20 protein-coding genes and 1 other annotated feature are annotated in these 23,034 nt (G+C 36.5%); of the genes, 14 read left to right on the forward strand and 6 right to left on the reverse strand.

All coding sequences use genetic code 11. The features are described from left to right. Positions 1-378: 378 nt before the first annotated feature. The 3 genes from guaB to asnB all read left to right on the forward strand — a co-directional run bounded on the left by guaB (position 379) and on the right by asnB (position 5,253). Positions 379-1,842, forward strand: coding sequence for an IMP dehydrogenase (guaB, locus tag BFM98_RS15850; protein WP_004233999.1), 1,464 nt, complete (start codon positions 379-381; stop codon positions 1,840-1,842). A 141-nt stretch (positions 1,843-1,983) separates the two neighbouring features. Continuing rightward, positions 1,984-3,315 (forward strand): D-alanyl-D-alanine carboxypeptidase family protein, encoded by a 1,332-nt coding sequence (locus tag BFM98_RS15855; RefSeq protein ID WP_083225387.1) that lies wholly within the window; start codon positions 1,984-1,986, stop codon positions 3,313-3,315. Between the two features lie 99 nt (positions 3,316-3,414). Beyond that, positions 3,415-5,253: an asparagine synthase (glutamine-hydrolyzing) gene (gene asnB / locus BFM98_RS15860; protein ID WP_066037873.1), complete on the forward strand. Its 1,839-nt coding sequence runs from the start codon at positions 3,415-3,417 to the stop codon at positions 5,251-5,253. A gap of 15 nt (positions 5,254-5,268) precedes the next feature. Here the strand turns inward: asnB and pdxR are convergent, their stop codons facing one another. Beyond that, positions 5,269-6,687 (reverse strand): MocR-like pyridoxine biosynthesis transcription factor PdxR, encoded by a 1,419-nt coding sequence (gene pdxR / locus BFM98_RS15865; protein ID WP_083225388.1) that lies wholly within the window; start codon positions 6,685-6,687, stop codon positions 5,269-5,271. Positions 6,688-6,789: 102 nt separating this feature from the next. Here pdxR and pdxS point away from each other — a divergent pair, with 102 nt between their 5' ends. The 6 genes from pdxS to BFM98_RS15895 all read left to right on the forward strand — a co-directional run bounded on the left by pdxS (position 6,790) and on the right by BFM98_RS15895 (position 14,372). Then, complete coding sequence (gene pdxS / locus BFM98_RS15870) at positions 6,790-7,674, forward strand: pyridoxal 5'-phosphate synthase lyase subunit PdxS (RefSeq protein ID WP_066037874.1); 885 nt, start codon at positions 6,790-6,792, stop codon at positions 7,672-7,674. Position 7,675: 1 nt separating this feature from the next. Continuing rightward, positions 7,676-8,239 carry a pyridoxal 5'-phosphate synthase glutaminase subunit PdxT gene (pdxT, locus tag BFM98_RS15875; protein WP_066037875.1) on the forward strand — a complete coding sequence of 188 codons (564 nt, stop codon included), beginning with the start codon at positions 7,676-7,678 and terminating at the stop codon, positions 8,237-8,239. 49 nt (positions 8,240-8,288) lie between these two features. Further along, positions 8,289-8,508, forward strand: a binding site (T-box leader). 75 nt (positions 8,509-8,583) lie between these two features. Continuing rightward, positions 8,584-9,864 carry a serine--tRNA ligase gene (gene serS / locus BFM98_RS15880; RefSeq protein WP_066037876.1) on the forward strand — a complete coding sequence of 427 codons (1,281 nt, stop codon included), beginning with the start codon at positions 8,584-8,586 and terminating at the stop codon, positions 9,862-9,864. A 141-nt stretch (positions 9,865-10,005) separates the two neighbouring features. Continuing rightward, complete coding sequence (locus BFM98_RS15885) at positions 10,006-11,340, forward strand: sigma 54-interacting transcriptional regulator (RefSeq protein ID WP_054548498.1); 1,335 nt, start codon at positions 10,006-10,008, stop codon at positions 11,338-11,340. 108 nt (positions 11,341-11,448) lie between these two features. Beyond that, positions 11,449-12,780 carry a branched-chain amino acid transport system II carrier protein gene (gene brnQ, locus BFM98_RS15890; RefSeq protein WP_054548497.1) on the forward strand — a complete coding sequence of 444 codons (1,332 nt, stop codon included), beginning with the start codon at positions 11,449-11,451 and terminating at the stop codon, positions 12,778-12,780. Beyond that, positions 12,777-14,372, forward strand: coding sequence for an amidohydrolase (locus tag BFM98_RS15895; protein WP_066037877.1), 1,596 nt, complete (start codon positions 12,777-12,779; stop codon positions 14,370-14,372). Before brnQ ends, BFM98_RS15895 begins: the two co-directional genes overlap by 4 nt. A gap of 95 nt (positions 14,373-14,467) precedes the next feature. Here the strand turns inward: BFM98_RS15895 and tadA are convergent, their stop codons facing one another. Then, entirely contained in the window at positions 14,468-14,983 is a 516-nt protein-coding gene (gene tadA, locus BFM98_RS15900) for a tRNA adenosine(34) deaminase TadA (RefSeq protein WP_081010911.1), read from the reverse strand. 223 nt (positions 14,984-15,206) lie between these two features. Here tadA and BFM98_RS15905 point away from each other — a divergent pair, with 223 nt between their 5' ends. The 5 genes from BFM98_RS15905 (at position 15,207) to BFM98_RS15925 (ending at position 19,646) form a co-directional block, all read left to right on the forward strand. Continuing rightward, entirely contained in the window at positions 15,207-15,542 is a 336-nt protein-coding gene (locus BFM98_RS15905) for an ArsR/SmtB family transcription factor (protein ID WP_004233978.1), read from the forward strand. Between the two features lie 20 nt (positions 15,543-15,562). Next, complete coding sequence (locus BFM98_RS15910; protein ID WP_066037878.1) at positions 15,563-16,516, forward strand: cation diffusion facilitator family transporter; 954 nt, start codon at positions 15,563-15,565, stop codon at positions 16,514-16,516. A 66-nt stretch (positions 16,517-16,582) separates the two neighbouring features. Then, positions 16,583-16,915, forward strand: coding sequence for a metal-sensing transcriptional repressor (locus BFM98_RS15915; protein WP_048390994.1), 333 nt, complete (start codon positions 16,583-16,585; stop codon positions 16,913-16,915). 31 nt (positions 16,916-16,946) lie between these two features. Beyond that, positions 16,947-17,153, forward strand: coding sequence for a copper chaperone CopZ (gene copZ / locus BFM98_RS15920; protein WP_036121975.1), 207 nt, complete (start codon positions 16,947-16,949; stop codon positions 17,151-17,153). An 81-nt stretch (positions 17,154-17,234) separates the two neighbouring features. Beyond that, positions 17,235-19,646, forward strand: coding sequence for a heavy metal translocating P-type ATPase (locus BFM98_RS15925; protein ID WP_066037879.1), 2,412 nt, complete (start codon positions 17,235-17,237; stop codon positions 19,644-19,646). Positions 19,647-19,876: 230 nt separating this feature from the next. Here BFM98_RS15925 and BFM98_RS15930 read toward each other — a convergent pair whose 3' ends face one another. The 4 genes from BFM98_RS15930 to BFM98_RS15940 are packed head-to-tail and all read right to left on the reverse strand — an operon-like array spanning position 19,877 to position 22,632. Continuing rightward, positions 19,877-20,593 (reverse strand): LytR/AlgR family response regulator transcription factor, encoded by a 717-nt coding sequence (locus BFM98_RS15930; RefSeq protein ID WP_066037880.1) that lies wholly within the window; start codon positions 20,591-20,593, stop codon positions 19,877-19,879. An 11-nt stretch (positions 20,594-20,604) separates the two neighbouring features. Continuing rightward, complete coding sequence (locus BFM98_RS24585; RefSeq protein ID WP_083225389.1) at positions 20,605-20,724, reverse strand: cyclic lactone autoinducer peptide; 120 nt, start codon at positions 20,722-20,724, stop codon at positions 20,605-20,607. Then, positions 20,721-21,332 carry an accessory gene regulator ArgB-like protein gene (locus tag BFM98_RS15935; RefSeq protein ID WP_175400764.1) on the reverse strand — a complete coding sequence of 204 codons (612 nt, stop codon included), beginning with the start codon at positions 21,330-21,332 and terminating at the stop codon, positions 20,721-20,723. Before BFM98_RS15935 ends, BFM98_RS24585 begins: the two co-directional genes overlap by 4 nt. 19 nt (positions 21,333-21,351) lie before the next feature. Continuing rightward, entirely contained in the window at positions 21,352-22,632 is a 1,281-nt protein-coding gene (locus BFM98_RS15940) for a sensor histidine kinase (protein WP_066037882.1), read from the reverse strand. Positions 22,633-23,034: the final 402 nt, after the last annotated feature.

A 23,034-nucleotide genomic window follows, 5' to 3' on the forward strand; every position in this document is an offset into this window, starting at 1 on the left:
TTTGCGTGTGTTGTTTTTTTGTTAAGTGACGCGGGGACCGCCGAGATCTACACGCGTAAGATCGTCGGCAGCGTCAGATGTGTATAAGAGACAGGACGTCGCTAGGCAACAAAACAGTCAGCTGTGCGCTGACTGTTTTTTTACTTTCTCTTTTGATAACTTTTAACTCTACTAAAGAGATTGTTCAAAAGTGTTTTCTGAATTTAAAAAATGCAAATAAATGCCTCGAAAATGTAGTTAATTATTTGTATTGTTTATCTTAATTGTTATTTGTTAAAAATCTGAATTGTCTTTCTTTTATAAGTTCCTTGACAGTAGCAGTCCACGTTGTTAATCTTACAATTAATATTCTTTTAACTATAGGAGGAAGTTACGAAAATGTGGGAGACTAAATTTGCCAAAGAAGGTTTAACTTTTGATGATGTATTATTAGTACCAGCTCATTCCGAAGTACTACCGAAAGATGTTGATTTATCTGTTCAATTAACACCAAAGATTAAATTAAACATCCCAATGGTCAGCGCAGGTATGGATACAGTTACAGAGTCTAAAATGGCGATTGCTATGGCACGTCAAGGCGGTATCGGTATTATCCATAAAAACATGGGGATTGATGAGCAAGCTGAACAAGTAGAAAAAGTAAAACGTTCTGAAAATGGTGTTATTACAAACCCATTCTTCTTAACTCCGACACATCAAGTTTTCGATGCTGAGCATCTAATGGGTAAATACCGAATCTCTGGTGTTCCTATTGTTGATAGTATGGAAAATCAAAAGCTAGTAGGGATTATTACAAACCGTGATTTACGTTTTATCTCTGACTACTCTTTAAAAATTGAAGATGTAATGACGAAAGAAGATTTGATTACAGCACCAGTGGGAACGACTTTAGAGGATGCTGAAAAAATTCTTCAACAATATAAAATCGAAAAGCTTCCAATTGTAGATGAAGAAGGTAGATTAACTGGACTTATTACAATTAAGGATATCGAGAAAGTGATTGAATTCCCGAATGCTGCGAAAGATACACATGGCCGTTTACTAGTAGGCGCGGCAGTTGGTGTATCAAAAGATACGATGGTACGTATTGAGAAGCTTGTTGAAGCACAAGTTGACATTGTTGTAATCGATACGGCCCATGGTCATTCAGAAGGCGTATTACAAACAATTCGCTCAATCCGTGAGACTTACCCTGAGCTAGAAATCATCGCTGGTAATGTTGCTACAGGAGAAGGCGCACGTGCATTATTTGAAGCAGGAGCAGATGTTGTTAAAGTAGGTATCGGTCCTGGTTCTATTTGTACTACACGTGTTGTAGCAGGTGTAGGTGTACCACAAATTACAGCAGTATATGATTGTGCTACAGTAGCTCGTGAGCTAGGTAAAACAATAATTGCTGATGGTGGTATTAAATACTCTGGTGATATCGTAAAAGCTCTAGCAGCTGGAGGCAACGTTGTAATGCTTGGTTCTCTTCTAGCAGGTACATCTGAATCTCCTGGAGAAACAGAAATCTTCCAAGGCCGTCGCTTTAAAGTTTATCGTGGTATGGGTTCTATCGGCGCAATGGAAAAAGGTTCTAAAGATCGTTACTTCCAAGAGGATGCAAAAAAATTAGTACCTGAAGGTATTGAAGGCCGTCTTCCTTATAAAGGACCATTAGCTGATACAATCTACCAACTGATTGGTGGTATTCGCGCTGGAATGGGTTATTGTGGAGCTCCACATCTGGAGCACCTACGCGAGAATGCACAATTTGTTAGAATGACAGGTGCTGGTCTTCGTGAATCACATCCACATGATGTACAGATTACAAAAGAATCACCAAACTATTCCATGTAATATATTACTTGCAACTTTTATGCTTTCGCATCGTCTACAAAGATGGCGCGAGAGCATTTTTTTATGGTAGAGAGTCAACACGTTTGTTGTTATCTATGATAAAATGTCGAGGACAAGATTATTTTTTGGAGGGCTTTAAAGGTGAAAAAGAAAATGAACACCGTATTATGCTTACTCCTAATTCCTGTTTTATTATTTAGTATTTTTGCAGGTATTCCTGCAAAGGCAAATGCGGAAACAGATTTAGGATTAACAGTGGATGCTGCGATTTTAATTGATGCAGATTCAGGGAAAATTTTATTTGAACAAAATGCAGATACTTCACTAGGTATTGCAAGTATGACAAAGATGATGACTGAATACCTGTTATTGGACGCGATTGATGCAGGGAAAGTTAAATGGGATCAAGAATATCACGTAACAGATTATACGTATCGTATGTCTCAAAATCGTGCATTAAGTAATGTACCTTTACGTAGAGATGGCTCTTATACGATTCGTGAGTTATACGAGGCAATGGCAATCTATTCAGCAAATGCAGCAACCGTAGCTATTGCTGAAACGATCGCAGGTTCTGAAACTGAATTTTTAAAGTTAATGAATAAAAAAGCAGAAGAACTTGGTTTAGAGGGCTATAAATTTGTCAACTCTACTGGTCTTAATAATGCTGATTTATTTGGTATGCATCCATCAGGCACAGGCCCAGAAGATGAGAATGTGATGCCTGCAAAATCTGTAGCAAAATTAGCATATCATTTATTAAAAGATCACCCAAAGGTATTAGAAACATCTAAAATTGCAAAAAAGACATTCCGTGAAGGAACAGAAGATGCAATTAAAATGTCTAACTGGAACTTTATGTTACCGGGATTAGTGTATGAATATCAAGGTGTAGATGGATTAAAGACAGGTACAACAAACTTTGCAGGTCACTGCTTCACAGGTACTGCAGAGCGCAATGGTACTCGTTTGATTGCAGTTGTAATGAAAGCTGTTGATGCAAATGGACAAGGGTCCTATGAAGCTCGCTTTGATGCCACAGCGAAATTATTTAACTACGGCTTTTCACAATTCTCAAAGCAAGAAATTTTACCAGGGAACTATACATTCAAAGATCAAAAAACAGTTAAAGTGACAAAAGGTAAAGAAGACAAAGTATCGATTGCAGTAAAAGAACCAATTTCATTTATGATTAAGTCTTCTGATAAAGACTTATATAAACCTACATTGGTTTTAGATAAAAAGAGTTTAGAGGCAGACGTTAAAAAAGGCACTGTTGTAGGAAAGGTCGTTATTGAACGCACAGAAGGCACAGATTACGGCTTTATCGATGGCAAGGATATTTCATCCGATGTTGTCACAACAGAGGCTGTAGAGCGTGCTAGCGGTATCTCATTGTTCTTCCAAGGTGTAGGTAACTTCTTCGGTAATTTATGGGGAGGCATTACAGACTTTGTTGGTGGATTGTTTTAATATTTAAATACGAGCACATGAATGCACTTAAGCATTCATGTGCTTTTTCACATTTTTACACGCTATAGCATACGCTAATAGGCGAAAGGATGTGGCTAAATGTGTGGCATTACAGGCTGGGCTAGTTTTCAAAAGGACTTAAGAACAAGTGACACAATATTAAAATCGATGACGCAAACATTAAATAAGAGAGGGCCAGATGATGAAAATATTTGGTGTAGTGAGCATATTGCATTTGGCCATCGACGGTTGGCTGTTATTGATTTAATCGGTGGCAAACAGCCAATGAAAAAAATCCATGATGGTTTGAACTATGTCATTACATATAATGGCGAACTTTATAATACAGAGGAGCTACGTAAGGAACTTCAAAAAAGAGGGCACAGCTTTACAACACAATCGGATACTGAAGTACTATTAACTGCCTATATTGAATGGAAAGAGCAGTGTGTAGAATTTCTAAATGGTATTTTTGCCTTCGGTATTTGGGATGAGCAAACACAGTCTTTATTTTTGTGTCGAGACCGACTAGGCGTAAAACCCTTGTATTATACAGAGCAACAAGAAGGTGTACTTTTTGCATCTGAGGTGAAGGCTCTGCTAGCACACCCTACGGTTCAAGCATGTGTAAATGTTGAAGGGTTGGCAAGTATGATGGCTGTAGGACCTTCTAGAGCGCCAGGTAAAACCCTTTTTCAAAATATTGAAGAATTACGACCTGGCTATGCTATGCGATTCTCTAGAGAAGAAGGTTTAAGAAAGTGGCCGTATTGGCAACTACAAAGCCGTAGACATGAAGAAACATTAGGAGAAACAATTGAACATGTTGGTTTTTTGTTAACGGATGCTATAGAACGTCAGCTAGTTTCGGATGTACCCATTTGTACGTTTCTTTCAGGAGGACTAGATTCCAGTATTATTACAGGCATTGCAGCAAATAGATTCCAACAGCAAAACCATCAATTGCATACGTATTCTATTGATTATGAAGATAATGAGCGCTTCTTTAACCCACATTCTTTCCAGACCTCCACGGATACGTACTGGATTCAAAAAATGACAGAAACTTTCAAGACAGCTCACCACGCAGAGGAAATCACTCAGCAACAGTTAATTGATTTATTAGTGGAATCGGTCATTGTTCGTGATTCCCCAGGTATGGCAGATGTAGATTCTTCGTTATTATGGTTTTGTCGTGAAATAAAAAGGGAATTTACTGTAGCGCTATCAGGAGAGTGTGCAGATGAAATTTTTGGTGGTTATCCATGGTTTAAAGATAGGACTACTGGTTTCCCTTGGATCCGTTCATTGTCTGAAAGAAGTGCATTACTCCAAGAGAAGTGGAACAAAAAATTAAAAATTGAAGCCTATGCACAACAACTATATACACAAACAATAGCTGAAGTTCCTTTGCTAGATGGAGAAGGTCTAGCAGAGGCAAAGCATCGTGAAATGTCCTACTTAAATATGCTATGGTTTATGCAAACATTATTAGAGCGGAAGGATCGTATGAGTATGGGGGCAAGTTTAGAGGTACGTGTCCCTTTTGCAGATCATCGGCTTGTAGAATATGCCTGGAATATTCCGTGGGAAATGAAGAATTTAGATGGAATAGAAAAAGGATTACTTCGAAAATCAATGTCACATCTATTGCCGAATGAAGTGTTATATCGTAAAAAAAATCCTTATCCAAAAACATATCATCCTATCTATACAGCAGGAGTGCAAAAATGGTTGAAGGAAATTCTACATGATAAAAATTCAATTTTGCATGAACTATTTGAACGACAAAAGCTTGCGGAGTTAATTGAATCGGGAGGTAGCTCTTTTAAGGTTCCGTGGTATGGGCAATTAATGGCAGGTCCCCAGCTTTTAGCTTATCTAGGGCAAATTCATACTTGGTTTGAGCATTATCAAATTCAATTAATTGAGACTTAATATAAAACGACCCATCTACGTAGATGGGTCATTTTTTTGTATACTCCAGCAATCCATCAACTGCTCAATGGATGATTCGATTGCTTGTACGGGAATCCCTCCAAAACCTAATAAAAATTGAGCTTGTGAAGATTCATAATGATCTAGTCTATAGGCTGATAATGGATAAATACCGATTTCTGCTTGAGAGGCGAGCTGTTGTAATTGTTTTTCTGAAAATGTGTGTTGAACCTCTAATAAAATATGCATACCCGCTTGTTCACCAGTAATGTTAATGGATGATGAATATTTTTCTAAAATAGAAGTTAGTTTATCATGTTTTTTACGATAAATTTTACGCATACGATTGAGATGTTTTGCAAAATGCCCATCACCCATAAAATTTGCCACAATATGCTGATCAAAACGAGGCACGGTTGATGAGTAATAATTAAAGACATCGTTATAAGTAGCAAGTAGTTTAGGTGGAAGTACAAAATAAGCTACTCGCAAGGATGGCATTAAAGATTTAGTAAAAGTACTCATGTAAATAACTTTATCGTTTCGATCTAGTGCGTGTAGGGCAGGAATTGGTTTTCCAGCATAACGAAATTCCGAATCATAATCATCCTCAATAATATAACGAGAGGTGCTTTGTGCCGCCCAATTTAAAGCTTGTGCTCGTCTTGTAGCAGATAATACAGCCCCAGTTGGGAATTGATGTGAGGGTGTAATATACACAACATTAGCATTTGTTTCTTCAAGATCATGAATAATTATGCCCTCTTCATCAACTGCAATTGGATAAACTTTTCGTTTATGCTGCGAAAACATTCGATGGACGGCAGGGTATCCTGGGTTTTCTAATGCAAAGCTGGTGTCCTCACTAAAAAGACGGAGAATCATAGGGAGGAGCTGCTCCGTCCCTGAACCAATAACAATTTGTTCAGGGTGGCATACAACACCACGGGATTGATATAAATAATTAGCAATCTCTGTGCGTAAAGACAGTTCACCTTGTGGTTCCCCTGTTAATAATAGCTCCTTTGAGGTATCGTCAAAAAGCTCTTTTGCATACTTTCTCCATGTTTGAAATGGAAAAGCATCGATATCAATAGATCCTGGATTAAAATCGATTTTGTAAGACTTTTTCTTAGGATGTTCATTAATGGACGCCACAGTATCTTGTTGAATGTAGGGCAGTTCATCTATTTCTTCTACAAAATAGCCAATACGTGATTTGGACATAATATAGCCTTCAGCTAAAAGCTGAGCATAGGCAATTTCAATTGTTGTTTGGGAAATGTTTAAAAAATCAGCTAATTTTCTTTTTGAAGGCAGTTTTTCTCCTACAGTTATTTTTTTAGAAATAATAGCTTCTTTAATACCGTTATAAAGCTGATCATAAAGCGGTTTATCACTATCTCTTTCAAGCTGGAATAAAAGCATATCCATGATCTGGAACCTCCTGACCCTATAAATATTTTAAAAACTGGATATTTTGATATGGTCAATTTCTATTATACTAAACTTCATCATAAAGGTGGAGGTTAGAAAATGAAACAAACAGGTACAGAGCTAGTAAAGCGTGGAATGGCAGAAATGCAAAAAGGCGGCGTCATTATGGATGTCATTAATGCAGAGCAAGCAAAAATTGCAGAAGCTGCAGGTGCTGTAGCAGTTATGGCATTAGAAAGAGTACCGTCAGATATTCGGAAAGCAGGTGGCGTTGCACGCATGGCCGATCCTCGTATTGTTGAGGGAGTGATGGGGGCTGTAACTATTCCTGTGATGGCCAAAGCACGTATTGGTCATATTGTTGAAGCACGTGTCTTAGAAGCAATGGGTGTTGATTATATTGATGAAAGTGAAGTTTTAACACCAGCAGATGAAGAGTACCATTTATTAAAAAGTGAATACACAGTACCGTTTGTGTGTGGCTGTCGCGATTTAGGGGAGGCAGCCCGTCGTATCGGGGAAGGTGCCTCGATGTTACGAACTAAAGGTGAACCAGGTACAGGGAATATTGTGGAGGCCGTTCGCCATATTCGTAAAGTAAATGCACAGGTTCGTAAAGTCGTAGGAATGACAGAGGATGAATTAATGACAGAGGCGAAATTACTAGGAGCTCCTTTTGAGTTATTAAGAGAAATTAAACGTATTGGTCGTTTACCAGTAGTAAACTTCGCAGCAGGAGGAGTGGCAACGCCTGCTGATGCAGCCTTAATGATGGAACTTGGAGCTGATGGCGTTTTCGTTGGTTCAGGTATTTTTAAATCTGAGAACCCTGAAAAATTTGCACGTGCCATTGTAGAGGCGACTACTCATTATAAAGACTATAAGCTTATTGCGGAAATATCAAAAGAGCTCGGAGTGCCAATGAAGGGGATTGATATTGCACAGCTTGGACACAACGAGCGTATGCAAGAGCGAGGTTGGTAGCATGAAGCGAATTGGTGTATTAGCATTACAAGGAGCAGTTCGTGAGCATATACAAATGTTAGAAGCTCTTGGTTGTGAAGCAATTCAAGTAAAACAAAGAAAGGATTTAGGAAACCTAGATGGACTTGTGTTACCAGGTGGAGAAAGCACAACAATGAGAAAATTGCTGGATCGATTTGATCTGCTAGAGCCAATTCGTGGACTTGCTCAGCAAGGATTACCGATGCTTGGTACATGTGCGGGATTAATTTTATTAGCCAAGGATCTAATTGAAGATGAACCACATTTGGCTGTGATGGACGTGACTGTAGCAAGAAACTCATATGGACGTCAGGTGGATAGCTTCGAAGTACAACTAGATATTCCTAAAGTAGGTGTAGGGATTCCAGCAGTATTTATTCGTGCACCTCATATTGAAGCGGTAGGTAAAGGTGTTGAAATTCTTGCACAACATGAAGGGAAAATAATCTTGGCACAAGATGGCCATTTATTGGGTTGTTCGTTTCATCCCGAATTAACAGAGGATACACGAATTCTTGAATATTTTGTAACCTCTATGGTATGACTTGCAAAATTTGTTTTCATATAGTACAGTATGGTTAAATTTTAAATAACTGAACACGATGATGGGAAGTAGTAGCAAGCACGTTTTTTTTAGAGAGTCAGCGGTTGGTGGAAGCTGATAAAAGCACTTGTGAATCCGTCCTGGAGTTGCACAGTCGAAGTGAATGAAGTAGGCTGTAGCCGGCTGAAATGCCGTTATGAAATAAGTGGATTAGGCAGAAATATGTCTAGTCAATTAGGGTGGCAACGCGGGTAGCTCTCGTCCCTTTTTAGGGATGAGGGCTTTTTTGTGTTCATTTCGCTGCAACGATTTTCCATCATGAAGAAACTATTGGAGGTATGAAGATGTTAGATATTAAACGCGTCCGTGAGAATTTCACGGAAATTAAAGAGATGTTATTAACACGTAATGAAGACTTGGGAAACTTAGATGACTTTGAAGACTTAGATGCAAAACGTCGTGAATTGATTGCCAAAACAGAAGAATTAAAAGCAGAACGCAATAAAGTGTCTGAACAAATCTCAGTTATGAAACGCAACAAAGAAAATGCTGATGAAGTCATTGCTCGTATGCGTCAGGTTGGCGATGAAATTAAAGAATTAGATGTACAATTAAATAATGTTGAAGAACGCTTTAAAGATATGATGATGCGTTTACCAAACATCCCACATGAATCTGTACCAGTAGGCACAACAGAGGACGACAATGTTGAAGAATATACGTGGGGTGAAATTCCGACATTTGATTTTGATATTAAAGCACACTGGGACCTTGCTACGGATTTAAAAATTGTAGACTTTGAACGTGGCGCGAAAGTAACAGGTAGCCGTTTCTTATTCTATCGTGGTCTTGGTGCTCGTTTAGAACGAGCATTAATGACATTCATGATGGATTTACATGCAGAGGAGCATGGTTACGAGGAAATGCTACCACCTGTCATTGTTAATCGAGATAGCCTAACAGGTACAGGGCAACTTCCGAAATTTGAGGAAGATGTATTCAAATTAGAGGAAACAGATTATTTTATGATTCCAACTGCAGAAGTACCAGTAACGAACTTCTATCGAGATGAGATTTTACCGGCTGAAGCTTTACCACAAGGCTTTGCAGCGTATAGTGCTTGCTTCCGTTCAGAAGCGGGATCTGCAGGTCGTGATACACGTGGTTTAATTCGTCAACACCAGTTCAATAAAGTAGAATTAGTACGTTTTGTAAAACCAGAGGAGTCATACGAACAATTAGAGCTATTAACAAGTCATGCAGAAAAAGTATTACAATTACTAGGCTTACCATATCGTAAGTTAAAAATGTGTACAGCTGATTTAGGTTTTACTGCAGCGAAAAAATATGATTTAGAAGTTTGGATTCCTGCACAAAACATGTACCGTGAAATTTCTTCTTGCTCTAACTTTGAGGATTTCCAGGCACGACGAGCAAATATCCGCTTCCGTCGTGAGCCAAATGCAAAACCAGAATATGTGCATACATTAAACGGCTCAGGTCTTGCCATTGGCCGTACAGTTGCTGCTCTTCTAGAAAACTACCAACAAGCTGATGGCAGCGTAGTAATTCCTGAAGTTTTAAGACCTTATATGGGCGGTAAAGAAATAATCGCACCAAAATAAACGACAGATAAAGCTATTTTAGACAATTCCTTTATGGATGTTCTAAAATAGCTTTTTTGTGTTGCTAAAATTGAAATCTCTCATAATTTTTGAAAATTCGTTATAATGGGTAATATTCATGGGGACAAGGGGGAGAAATTCATGGAATTGCAACAATTTGCACAGGCTTTCAGTGAATTTGATAATGTTTTAATTACAGATGATAAAGGCTGTGCAATCTTTTATGATTTAGCAGATTTAAATATATTATTGGAAATCGGCTTAACACCAGATGAATTTTTTCACAGCACAGTGACTGATAATTATCAAAATTTATCACCTGAGACAAGTACTGTTTTTCAAGTCATACAAACAGGGCAGCCAGTTTTATACTATGAACAACAACTGACAACATTGAACGGTTTTAGTTATTTATCACTGAGTTCGACCTATCCCATTATGGAGCATGGAAAAGCCATTGGTGCCATTGAATTTTCAAAACATTTTTATGAAACTAAGCAAATTAAATACTTAGACAATTTCCTGGGACATAAATTATATCGAGATAATCATACAACCTATCGTTTAGAGGATTACATTACAACAAACGCCGAAATGAAAACTCAACTTGAAAAGGCACGTCGTAGTGCTCAAAAAAGTGCACCAGTTTTACTAACTGGGGAAACTGGAACTGGGAAAGATATAATCGCACAAGGCATACACAATGAAAGTGAACGCTATACAAAGCCGTTTATTACTTTGAACTGCTCAACATTAACAGAGGATAATATATTTACTCAGCTATACGGCTCGGACAATGAAGCAAAAAGTGGAAAGTTACAGGAGGCTAATGGAGGGACGCTACTCATTGACCACCTTAATTTATTGGATATATCTTTGCAGGCGAAACTTTTACATGCGGTAGATATAAAAGTGTTAAATGGTGAGCCCTTGGATATACGGTATATTACTACTGTCAATGAAGATGTGGACAAACTATTAGCTGAAAAAAGGCTACGCGAGGACTTATTTTATCGCTTAAATGTTCTTCAAATTGATTTGCCACCGCTAAGATTAAGGAAGGAAGATATTCCACTTATCCTTGATTTTTATATACAATTTTACAATGAACATACACTACAGAAAAATGTAAGCTATTGTAATGAAGTAATTCAGTTATTTTATGCCTATCATTGGCCGGGGAATGTGCGTGAACTAAAAAATGCCCTTGAATCGGCATATAATAATTTGCTTGGGGATGAAATACTTGTTGAACATGTTCCAGAGAGGATTAAAAAAAATGTTCAACATTCAACTCAATCGATCATGCAAAACAACCAATCTGGACATTTACGAGATTTAACGGAAGCCTACGAGCGTCTAATTATAGCGGAAAAGTTGCGTGAAACTGATGGACGATTAGCGGAAACAGCTAGACGTTTAGGTATATCTCGTCAATTACTAAAATATAAGTGTTTAAAATATGAATTGTTGTAAAAAAAATTTTACAAAAAGGGGATAAAAATTTATCTCCTTTTTTCGTGTTATTAAATTTTTTATTATTTAGATAAATCTTCTGTAAACGATTATAAAGGGGTTGAGGATATGTCTAAAGTTGTGCAGCATACGATAATCGTGGGGCTAGCCTTATTTGCTATATTTTTTGGTGCTGGGAATTTAATATTTCCGCCTTCCATAGGAAATAGTGCAGGGGAATCATGGATCTCCGCTCTGATGGGCTTTAGCTTAACGGGTGTTATTTTACCTGTGCTTGCGGTGTATGCAATTTATAATACTGGGGGAACTGTGGAAGCGCTCACAAGACCAATCGGAAATTGGTTTTATAAAGCCTTTAATACGGTCATGATGGTTTGTATTGGGATGGTTGTCACAATACCGAGGATGTCAGCGACAACTCATGAATTAGGAGTATCACAAATTATTCCGAACGTACCTTTAATTGTGTCAGTATTAGCATTTTTCGCGATTTGCTTTTACTTTGCGATGGACCAATCAAATGTGATCGATAAGATTGGAAAATGGTTGACGCCTGTTCTTGTTCTTATACTTATTATCCTCATTGGTAAAGGGGTATTAGACCCAATAGGAGCGGCAATTAATACAGGAGCAGAAAGGGTTTTTGCCAACTCCATAATAGCAGCCTATCAAACAGGAGATGTGGGAACAGGTATTCTTTGTGCGCCAATCTTTTTAGCAGCAATAGTGGGCTATGGCTATAAAGGGAAACAATCTAAAAAGGTCGCGCTTGGTGGAATGGCTATTGCTGCAATAGGGTTAATTGCAGTATATGGTGGCCTGCTCTATTTAGGGGCTACAAGTAGTGGCATCATCACAAATCCTGGCAGTGATACAGAACTATTAGCGGGCATTGCCTTTAGTGTCATTGGTAATTTGGGTAAAGCGTTACTAGCTATATGTGTTGTTTTTGCCTGCTTAACATCAGCGATTGGTGTCATGGTCATATCCTCACAGTTTTTAAATGAACTAACAAAAGAGAAGCTTGGCTATAGAACGTGGGTCTTTATTATGTGTGTAGTAGGCGCAACTATTGGCTCCTTAGGTGTAGGTGCCATCGTCGAAATTACATTGCCGATTTTCTTGGTAATTTATCCAGTCATTATTGTACTTGTGCTACTGGGAGCCTTTGATCGTTTTGTCCCAAATGCAGGAGCCTATAAAGGAACTGTGCTATTTGCATTTCTAGTAAGCGTCGTTGAAACATTTGCTAGCTATGAAATTACGATACCTGGTGTGACACAGTTGGTCATGCATTTACCATTGCAGTCTAGTGGATTTGCTTGGATTATGCCATCTATTGTTGGCTTTATTATCGGTACTATTTTGCATAAGGTGCTGAAAGCAGAAGATCCTGAAAAATCTACTTTTGGTATAGAAGAAATAGGAGTTGAAAAATGATGCAAATTATTTGTAACGCAAAGATATATACAGCAGATACTATTCAGCCATCTGCAACTGCTATGGTAATCGAAGGAAGAAAGATACTTTGGATTGGACAACAGGAAGATTTACCCCCCTATCAGGGAGAAATAATAGATTTACAAGGAAAGGTCATTATTCCTGGGATTATTGACGCTCATATGCATCCGATTATGTTAGCGGATGTTATGGAACAAGTGGCTTGTTTACCTCCATATATTTATTCTATTGAGGATATAATTAATGCATTAGCAAACTATGATGCAAGTCAGCGGGGATGGCTATTAGGCTGGGGCTATGATGAAGGGAAACTAAAGGAAAAAAGAGCGCCTTTAAAAGAGGACTTAGACCGTGCCTCTACAGAGTTACCTGTCATTGTTATGCGTACATGTGGTCATATTATATCGGTTAATAGTAAAGCATTAGCAATCGCAGGTATTACGAAGGATACGCTTGATCCACAGGGTGGACAAATCGATCGGGATGAAAATGGAGAACCTACAGGCGTACTGCGTGAAAATGCACGTAATCTAGTACTACAGCATTTACCTACACCATCTGAAGAAGAGATTGTCAAAAGGCTTCTAAAGCTATCACAAACTTTGGCATCCTATGGTGTAACAAGTATTACAGAATTAATGGCCACGGTAGCACCAATTGATTATTTAGGCCTGTATCGTAAAGCCCGAGAAAAAGGTTTTAAGCAACGCGTAGCAGTTTATTATATCTGGGAAGATATTCAACGATATGAGCTGTTGACAGCAAATACTATTGATCGTTCTGCAGGAGCCTATATCGGAGGCATTAAGCTATTTTCGGATGGCAGTGTTTCAGGCCGTACAGCACTTGTTTCTGAGCCATTTTTGGGAAGTGATGAAAAAGGCATAGCGATGACTTCGAAAGAGGAGCTGCTAGCGGCTGCTGCGGTAGCAAAAGAATATGGTATTCAATTAGTGGTTCATGCAATGGGGGACAGAGCCATTGATCTAATTGTCGACACATTTTATGAGGAAAAGGCTTGGTTAACAGATGCACCGTCTGTTCGTATTGAGCATGCAGCCATGCCATCTAAAAGTGCCTTGCAAAAAGCTGCTGAATGGGGGATAGGCTTTGTGCCACAACCCATCTTCTTATTTTGTGAAATTGAGAGTTATTTAGAGAATCTAGGGCTAGAAAAAACACAGACATTATATGGTGTACAAACATTTCTCAAGAGGGGGATTGCGACAGCGCTCTCTTCAGATGCGCCTGCTACATCATGGGCAGAAGCGGCTAATCCCTTTGTTACGATACAAGCAGCTGTTACACGAACAGCCTATGATGGAACAGATTTAGGTACCGCAGAAAAAATCTCTGTAGAGGAGGCATTACAGCTATACACAGCTGATGCCAAGACGATGATTCGTATGGAGAACGTTGGTCAGTTAAAAGAGGGCTATGAAGCTAATTTTGTTGTACTAACAGACGATTTGCTGACGCTTTCACATAACCAGCTTATGCATGTAAAACCATTCGCTACATATATCGAAGGAGAATGTGTTTTTACACAATCCACTATTCAAGCTCAATAAATTAGTTATGAAGATGGTCGCTGCTACGACATATTTCATATATATCGCCATTCCCTTAAATATTAAAGAAGGTGTCTCATTAGGAGGCACCTTCTTTAAAGACCATTTACATCGTTGGAAGCTAATCGTGCTTTTTTCTCAGCTTTTTTACGGTCTCGTAATGCCTTAAAAAAGTCTGTTAAAATTTGACCACATTCCTCGGCTAAAATCCCTTCTGTTACATCACATTCATGATTAAAGCGTTCATCATTTAATAAATGGTAAAGAGAATCTACACAGCCAGCTTTTTGATCTCTTGCCCCATAAACAACTCGGGGTACACGTGATTGGAGAATGGCTCCTGCACACATTGGACAAGGCTCCAATGTAACATAAAGAGTAGTATCCTCCAGTCGCCAACTCCCTATTTTTTTGCAGGCTTCTTGAATCACTAACAGCTCCGCATGTGTTGTTGCATTTTGCGTTGTTTCTCTTAAATTATGCGCACGTGCAATGATTTTTCCTTCATAAACAAGTACTGCACCAATTGGTACTTCCCCAAGTAATGCAGCCTGTTGAGCTTCCTCTAATGCTTGTTTCATAAATAAACGATCTGCGTCAAAAATATCCACTCATATCTCTCCTTAACAGTAGTGTAGCGTGCTGAATTGGTAATTGCTACTTTTAACTTCTTTTCGGATGTTATATTCATCTAAAATCATTGCAGCCATGCGTAAGCGATTGATATGTAATATGTCGAAGCATAAATACTTGTTGACATTCCTTATATATCCATATATATTTATATATGAACACATGGTCATATATAAATATTGAAGAATGGGGTAAACTTCTATGGATGAAAAATTAAACAGTTCAGAAATGCAAAAAAATATTGATCAGCATTTAGATGAAGAGACATTATTTGTAGTATCTCAGACTTTTAAAGCCTTGAGTGATCCAACACGAATTCGTATTTTAAACTTACTTTGTTCAGATGAACATTCTGTTAATGATATTGCAGAAATTTTAGATTTAGGCCAATCAACCGTTTCCCACCAATTACGCTTTCTTAAAAATTTAAGATTGGTGAAATTTAGGAGAGAAGGAACAACCATATATTATTCTAAGGACGATGATCACATTATGAATTTATTGAAGCAGGCTATTGAGCATGCGGCTCATAACTAAAATGAAATGGGGGAATAACAATGGGACATCAACACGACCATGGCCATGATCATACACATGGTGCAAATAAAAAGGTATTATTACTGTCGTTTATTATTATTACAGGGTATATGGTAGTGGAAGCCATTGGTGGCTTTTTAACAAATAGTTTGGCTCTTTTATCAGATGCAGGGCATATGTTAAGCGACTCTATCTCTTTAGGCATAGCAATGTTAGCTTTTATGTTTGGGGAAAAAGCTGCAAGCTATAGTAAGACATACGGCTATAAACGATTTGAGATTCTAGCTGCAGTATTGAATGGCATTACATTAATAGGAATCGCATTATTTATTTTCTATGAAGCAATTGAACGATTTACAAACCCACCAGAAGTAGCTACAACTGGAATGCTTATAATTAGTATAATTGGTTTGTTCGTAAACATTTTAGTTGCCTGGATTATGATGCGTGGAAGTGATACAAAGGATAATTTAAATATGCGCGGAGCATTTTTACATGTACTAAGTGATATGCTAGGGTCTGTAGGAGCTATTGTTGCGGCACTATTAATTATGTTTTTTGGCTGGGGCTGGGCAGATCCTCTTGCAAGCGTTATTGTTGCATTATTGGTCGTACGAAGTGGCTACCATGTCACAAAAGCCTCCATTCATGTCTTAATGGAGGGGACACCTTCAAATGTAGATGTTCAGGAGATTATTCAGTTAATAGAGCAGACTGATGGAATAGAAAGTATCCACGATTTACACATCTGGACAATTACTAGTGGAACGAATGCATTATCCTGTCATGCGGTTGTAAATGATCAATTGAAAATAGCTGAGAGTGAGCATATCTTGCGGAAAATTGAACATAATCTTCAACATAAGGACATTAAGCATGTATCAATTCAATTAGAAACATCCTTACATCGACATGATAATTCTATTTTATGTAAATTAGAAAATGACCATGAACATCATCACGATGAAAAATAAAATTTTTTATGACTTGCATACCCTTCTTGGGTATAGTATGATAATTACAAATAGGAGGTGTAGTGAATGGAGGAGACAGTAAAAGAAGAAGCTTGTCATACAGAGGAAGCTACGTCTTGCCGAAAAAGTCATCACCCTGAACGTGTGAAAAAGGATTTAACAACTCGCTTAAATCGAATTGAAGGTCAGATTCGTGGTATTAAGGGAATGATTGATAAAGACGTTTACTGTGATGATATTATTACGCAACTATCTGCTACACAATCTGCATTAAATAGTGTGGCAAAAATATTATTAGAAGGTCATTTAAAGGGCTGTGTTGTGGATCGTCTATCAGAGGGCGATGAAGCAGTATTAGATGAGTTAGTAATAACGATTCAAAAGTTAATGAAAAAATAGATTAAAAACATACAAAAGGAGAGATTTTATTATGCAAAACGTAACATTAAACGTACAAGGAATGTCATGTGGTCATTGTGTAAACGCGGTTGAAAAAAACGTTGGTGCTTTAGCTGGTGTTGAACAAGTAAAAGTAAATTTAGCAGAAGGTTTAGTTGATGTTGCATTTGACGATGCACAAGTATCACTTGATCAAATTAAAGAGACAATTGATGATCAAGGCTATGAAGTAAAATAAAATTTGTAGAGTGCTTCTGTGGCACTCTCTTATTTTCAAAAATATATACCCCTAGTCGGTATAAGGAGAGGTGAAAGGTAAATGAGTTCTGATCATAAGGAAGCTAATTTGCAAATTACAGGGATGACATGTGCGGCCTGTGCCACTCGAATAGAAAAAGGGTTAAATAAAATGGATGGTGTAGAACATGCAACAGTAAATTTAGCACTTGAAAAATCATCTATTAAATATGACCCAACTAAACTAAGTGAAGCAGATTTTGAAAAGAAAATAGAAGCACTTGGCTATGGTGTTGTTAAACAAAAAGCTGAACTTGATATTACAGGTATGACATGTGCAGCCTGTGCAACTCGCATTGAAAAAGGGTTAAATAAACTAAGTGGTATTTCCTCTGCTAATGTCAACTTAGCACTGGAAAAAGCGATGATTGAGTTTAATCCTTCGGAAGTATCCATCTCAGATATCATTACAAAAGTTGAGAAGCTAGGCTATGGGGCACATCAAAAGGCAGATGAGCAGGAAACAGTGGATCATCGTGAAAAAGCTATCAAACAGCAACAACATAAATTTATTTTATCGGCAATACTTTCTTTACCACTGCTATGGACGATGGTTGGTCATTTTTCCTTTACGTCATTTTTATATGTTCCAGAATTTCTAATGAATCCATGGGTCCAAATGGTATTGGCTACGCCAGTGCAATTTATTATTGGTAAACAATTTTATGTAGGGGCATATAAAGCATTACGCAATGGTAGTGCAAATATGGATGTGCTTGTTGTTATGGGGACATCAGCGGCCTATTTCTATAGTGTCTATCAAGCGATTGTAACGATAGGATCACATCACGGTCCACATCTTTATTTTGAAACGAGTGCTGTATTAATTACACTTATTTTACTAGGTAAATTGTTTGAGGCAAAGGCAAAAGGACGCTCATCTGAAGCCATAAAAAAACTAATGGGACTTCAGGCAAAGACAGCAATCGTTGTACGTGACGGTATAGAAAAGGTGGTACCATTAGAAGAAGTTATCATTGGCGATATTATTTTAGTGAAACCAGGTGAAAAAATTCCTGTAGATGGTGAGGTAATAGAGGGGACAACAGCTGTTGATGAATCGATGCTAACAGGAGAAAGTCTACCAGTTGATAAAAAGCAAGGTGATCTATTATTTGGCTCAACTATTAACAAAAATGGTTTTATTAAAATGACTGCAACAAAGGTTGGACGTGATACAGCATTAGCACAAATTATTAAAGTGGTCGAAGATGCTCAAGGATCGAAAGCACCTATTCAACGTTTAGCAGATCAGATTTCAGGGATTTTCGTACCTATTGTTGTTGGCATAGCCATTGTAACCTTTTTAATTTGGATTATTTGGGTCCGTCCAGGGGAATTTACACCTGCTTTAGAGGTATTAATCGCAGTTCTTGTCATTGCTTGTCCATGTGCGCTTGGGTTAGCAACACCAACTTCAATAATGGCAGGCTCTGGACGTGCAGCTGAGTTTGGTATTTTATTTAAAGGTGGAGAACATTTAGAGCAAACACAAGGCATAGATACAGTTGTTGTAGATAAAACAGGAACAGTGACACATGGTAAACCTGAGCTTACAGATGTTCTGTTAGCGCCAGAGCAAGATGAAGCACGCTTTTTATCCTTAATCGGAGCAGCAGAGAAGCAGTCAGAGCATCCACTAGCAGAAGCCATTGTTCAAGGCATAGAAAAACGCGGCATAGCTTTAGGTGACGTTCAATTCTTTGAAGCAATACCGGGTTATGGTGTGCAGGCAACTGTCTCAGGTCAAGGTGTTATCATTGGCACACGTAAATTAATGCAACAATATAGTATTCATATTAATGATATTTTACCAACAATGGAGCAACTAGAACGAAATGGTAAGACAGCCATGTTAGCAGCCATTAATGGGCAATATGCAGGTTTAGTAGCTGTGGCTGATACCGTGAAAGATACATCAAAAGAAGCTATTCGTCGTTTACAGGATATGGGTATTACGGTCATCATGATGACTGGTGATAACGAGCGTACTGCTCAAGCAATTGGAACAGAGGTAGGCGTGAATCATGTTATTGCAGAAGTCTTACCAGAAGGTAAAGCTGATGAAGTGAAAAAACTTCAAGCCCAAGGGAAAAAAGTAGCGATGGTTGGTGATGGTATTAATGACGCACCTGCCTTAGCAACAGCGAATATTGGGATGGCAATTGGTACAGGGACAGATGTGGCAATGGAAGCTGCAGATATTACGCTTATTCGTGGAGATTTAAATAGTATCGCGGATGCCATTCTAATGAGTAGAAAAACAATGCGTAATATTAAACAAAATCTATTTTGGGCATTTGCTTATAATACATTAGGTATTCCAATTGCTGCACTCGGTCTGCTTGCTCCATGGGTAGCAGGCGCAGCGATGGCTTTTAGTTCAGTTTCGGTCGTATTAAATGCACTTCGTTTACAACGAGTGAAATTATAGAAAAAAGTAGTACAGACACAGATACTGAGTTTGTACTACTTTTTTATTAGTATGGGAATTGGATGGATAGTGTAAATCTCGACTTATGCATATTTTTTATAAAAGAGTGTTTTATTGAAGTATTAGTTAGGCAGAATTATCTTAGCTTAGATAATTACAAGTTAAATATTCTCGAATTAAATAGCTATCAATGATCTAGAAAAAAATTATCATTCTCTTATAGTATAACGCTAAAAATCTTGTTCAATAAGATTTTTTAATTCTGTAAATCTATAACGGCTTAAGTTAATCATGTGATTACAATGAAGTAATTTCACATTGTATGACTTCATGTAGTGATCTGCTTCTATGTATTCAATTTCATTTAAGGATACTAAATAAGATTGGTGTGTACGATAAAAATTAGAGCTATTGAGAATTTCCTCCAATTTATTCAAATTCTCTGAACATTCTATTGGTTCTGTATCTCTTAAATGGATCATAGTTTTCCTACCTTTTTTTTCTATATATAGAATTGAACTGATGTCAATTAAAGAGATTTTACCATTTGTTTTAATACCAATTTTTCTTTTCTTTTTATGTGTATAGCTTAGACGATCGAGAGTCTGTTTTAGTCGTACTATATTAATTGGCTTAATAATAAAATCCTCAGGATAATATTTGTATCCCTGTAAAGCGAAGTCTTGATATGCACTCATAAAAATAATTTTTATTTTTGGATGATTTTCTTTTAAAAATTGTGCAACATCAAATCCGTTAGTAACAGGCATATTAATATCCAATAATATTACATCAATTAGCGTACCTTGCTCTAGGGCAATGAACAACTCACTCACATTTGTTGTACTTAATACTATATCAATATTTGGTGATATTTTTATAATTTCATTTATCTCATTAAGAATTAATTCTTGATCGTCAATAATGGCAAGTTTTACAGACCGCATTTTTTCTAAAATTATTCCTGTTCATCAGGTAGTTCTGGCTCATATGAAAACCAAAAGCAACTACTCACTGTTGTAATAGAATTAAAAAATAATGAGATAATTCCAATGATATAAGTTATTATTTTTATCATAATAAATCTGGCCCCTTTGATGTGATTTTATTTATAAAATACTCTGTAGATAATACAATTTTCTCCCATAACGCTGTTAATGTTATACTTTGGAAAATTAAAGGTAACCAAATGCAATACATTATTGAGTAAGGAAAAAACAAGCTTACACCGGCGAATATTACATATATGGTAATTGCAGTTATTTTTAATCTTAATATACTATCTTTATTAAAAATATGCTTCTTCTTATGCAATACGGGTGCCTTTACCATAGTAATTAAGAAACTCAAAAGTAAGAACAATAATAGTAATTTGTTATGAGATGATAAAAAATCTGTATATTTTACACAAATGATTGTCAGAGAAATAATTTGTATTGTACTAAAAACAAGGCAAAAATAATACCGAGTGAAATGAGAGCCACCAGAAAACATCCTTAATAGAGCACCCGTAAGCAAAGCTACTAAGGTTTCTGGTAAAATTCCAAATGGCCAAACAAGTAAACAAACTATTACAATTTGATTAAGCCCTGATATTATCCATTCTAGGCCATAGCGAATCTTATTTTTACTTTTTTTAAACTGTGGATTTTCAGCAATTACAAGATTTGATAGGTTTGTTGCCAATGTATTTGGCATGAGAAGTTTAAGCATAATGTCCTCCGTATGGTATTTTTACAATAAATGTAATCATGTCATCTATAACTTCTAGATGAATGTGACCTCCGTAATTTAAGACAATATTCTCAACAATGCTCAATCCTTGTCCATTGTTTGAGGCATTATTTTTTGTTGTGAAACCTCTATTGAAAATTTTATTAATACTTTTTTGTAATACTTCTTCAACCATGAAATTACTCAATTCTATTATAAAGAATTTTTTATCTCGATAAATTTTTAAATTAATATATCGCTTTTCCTTATCTAATTGTTCTACAGCTTCAATTGCATTAAGTAGTAAATTACCTAATATTCTATTCGTTTCATAAAACTTACATGGGAAGTTGGATAAATCGTCAGAAATGTGGTAGTAGATATTAATTCCTTTATTAATTGCTTTTTCTTTGTAAGAAAGCAATAACCCACCAATGGCTTCTGATGCTACAGGTAATACATCACTTATATATGAAGTTTCATCCAAAACTGAATTAATATAGTCAATTGATTCTCTATACTTCTCATTATTTAGCATTTTCTTTAAAGCCAAAATGTGATGAATAAAGTCATGTCTAAGCGAACGTATTGTTCCAATCTGTTTTAAAATATCTTCTTCATATTGAATATCTATAGAAGCGGTAAGATTTTCAATTTTAGTAACCATATGATGATGAATTAAATACAACACTGATAATGTAATAATTACTACTAAAATTGTAGAAAATAAATGAAAAAATTTTAACTGATTGTACTCAAATATGAAGATATAAAATAAAAAAAGAGTACCGAATAATAAAAATAATACAGACATCATTTTATGGTTTTTATTTTCTATTTTTCTAAACGAAATTGGAAGTTTAAATTTAGTTGTTTTTAGTATTATAAAAATAATTCCCATTATAAGAAGATTAGGTATAAGTCTAACTAAAGGTGAAGTATTTAATGATATGTATGGAACTTCCTTTAAAAGAAGCGATCCTAGTACTTCAGATACTATTAAAGAAATACAACCTAGCAATATAGCGGTAATAGAAGCTAAAAAATTTAGATTAGTGGCAAATGTTAACAAAAATCCAATTATTAAAATTAATATAATTAGGTATAAACCGGGTGACATTACTTCCTTTATCATTACCAAAACAATACTTCCATAGAAGCTAACAACCAATATTGGTATTAATCTAGTTTTGAAAGATATACCAATAAACTTGTATCCTACACAAATAATAAAAAATGTCTCCAAAAACGCCCCAAAAACGCCAAGCACCACTACTATTTCCCTCCTGATTTTACAAATATAACATAAAAACATGTAATTAAGTACATGTTTTTGTCTTTTTTTATATAAAAAGAAAGAAATAGGGTTTTCTTTTTTCTTATTAGTACTAAATACGCCAGAATTGGCACCAACTAAACATTGGTAATTAAATAAATTAGTATATTTGGTAAAATTAAATTGTATTAAACAAAAATTGGGTTTTATGGTAGATGTGCTTTTATATCTGAATCCTAGATACAGAGATAATAAAGTCTATAAAGTATACGTGAAAAAATAGAACGGTTGTCTGGAGTGATCCAAAAGATATTAGTTAAATCCACAAACGATGAGACATTTCAAGTTTCCGATAATGAACTATTCATTAAGGATCGCTGGATTTATATAAGAATTAGC

This window comes from Lysinibacillus sp. AR18-8, from assembly GCF_001705465.1.
Lineage (GTDB): Bacteria > Bacillota > Bacilli > Bacillales_A > Planococcaceae > Lysinibacillus > Lysinibacillus capsici.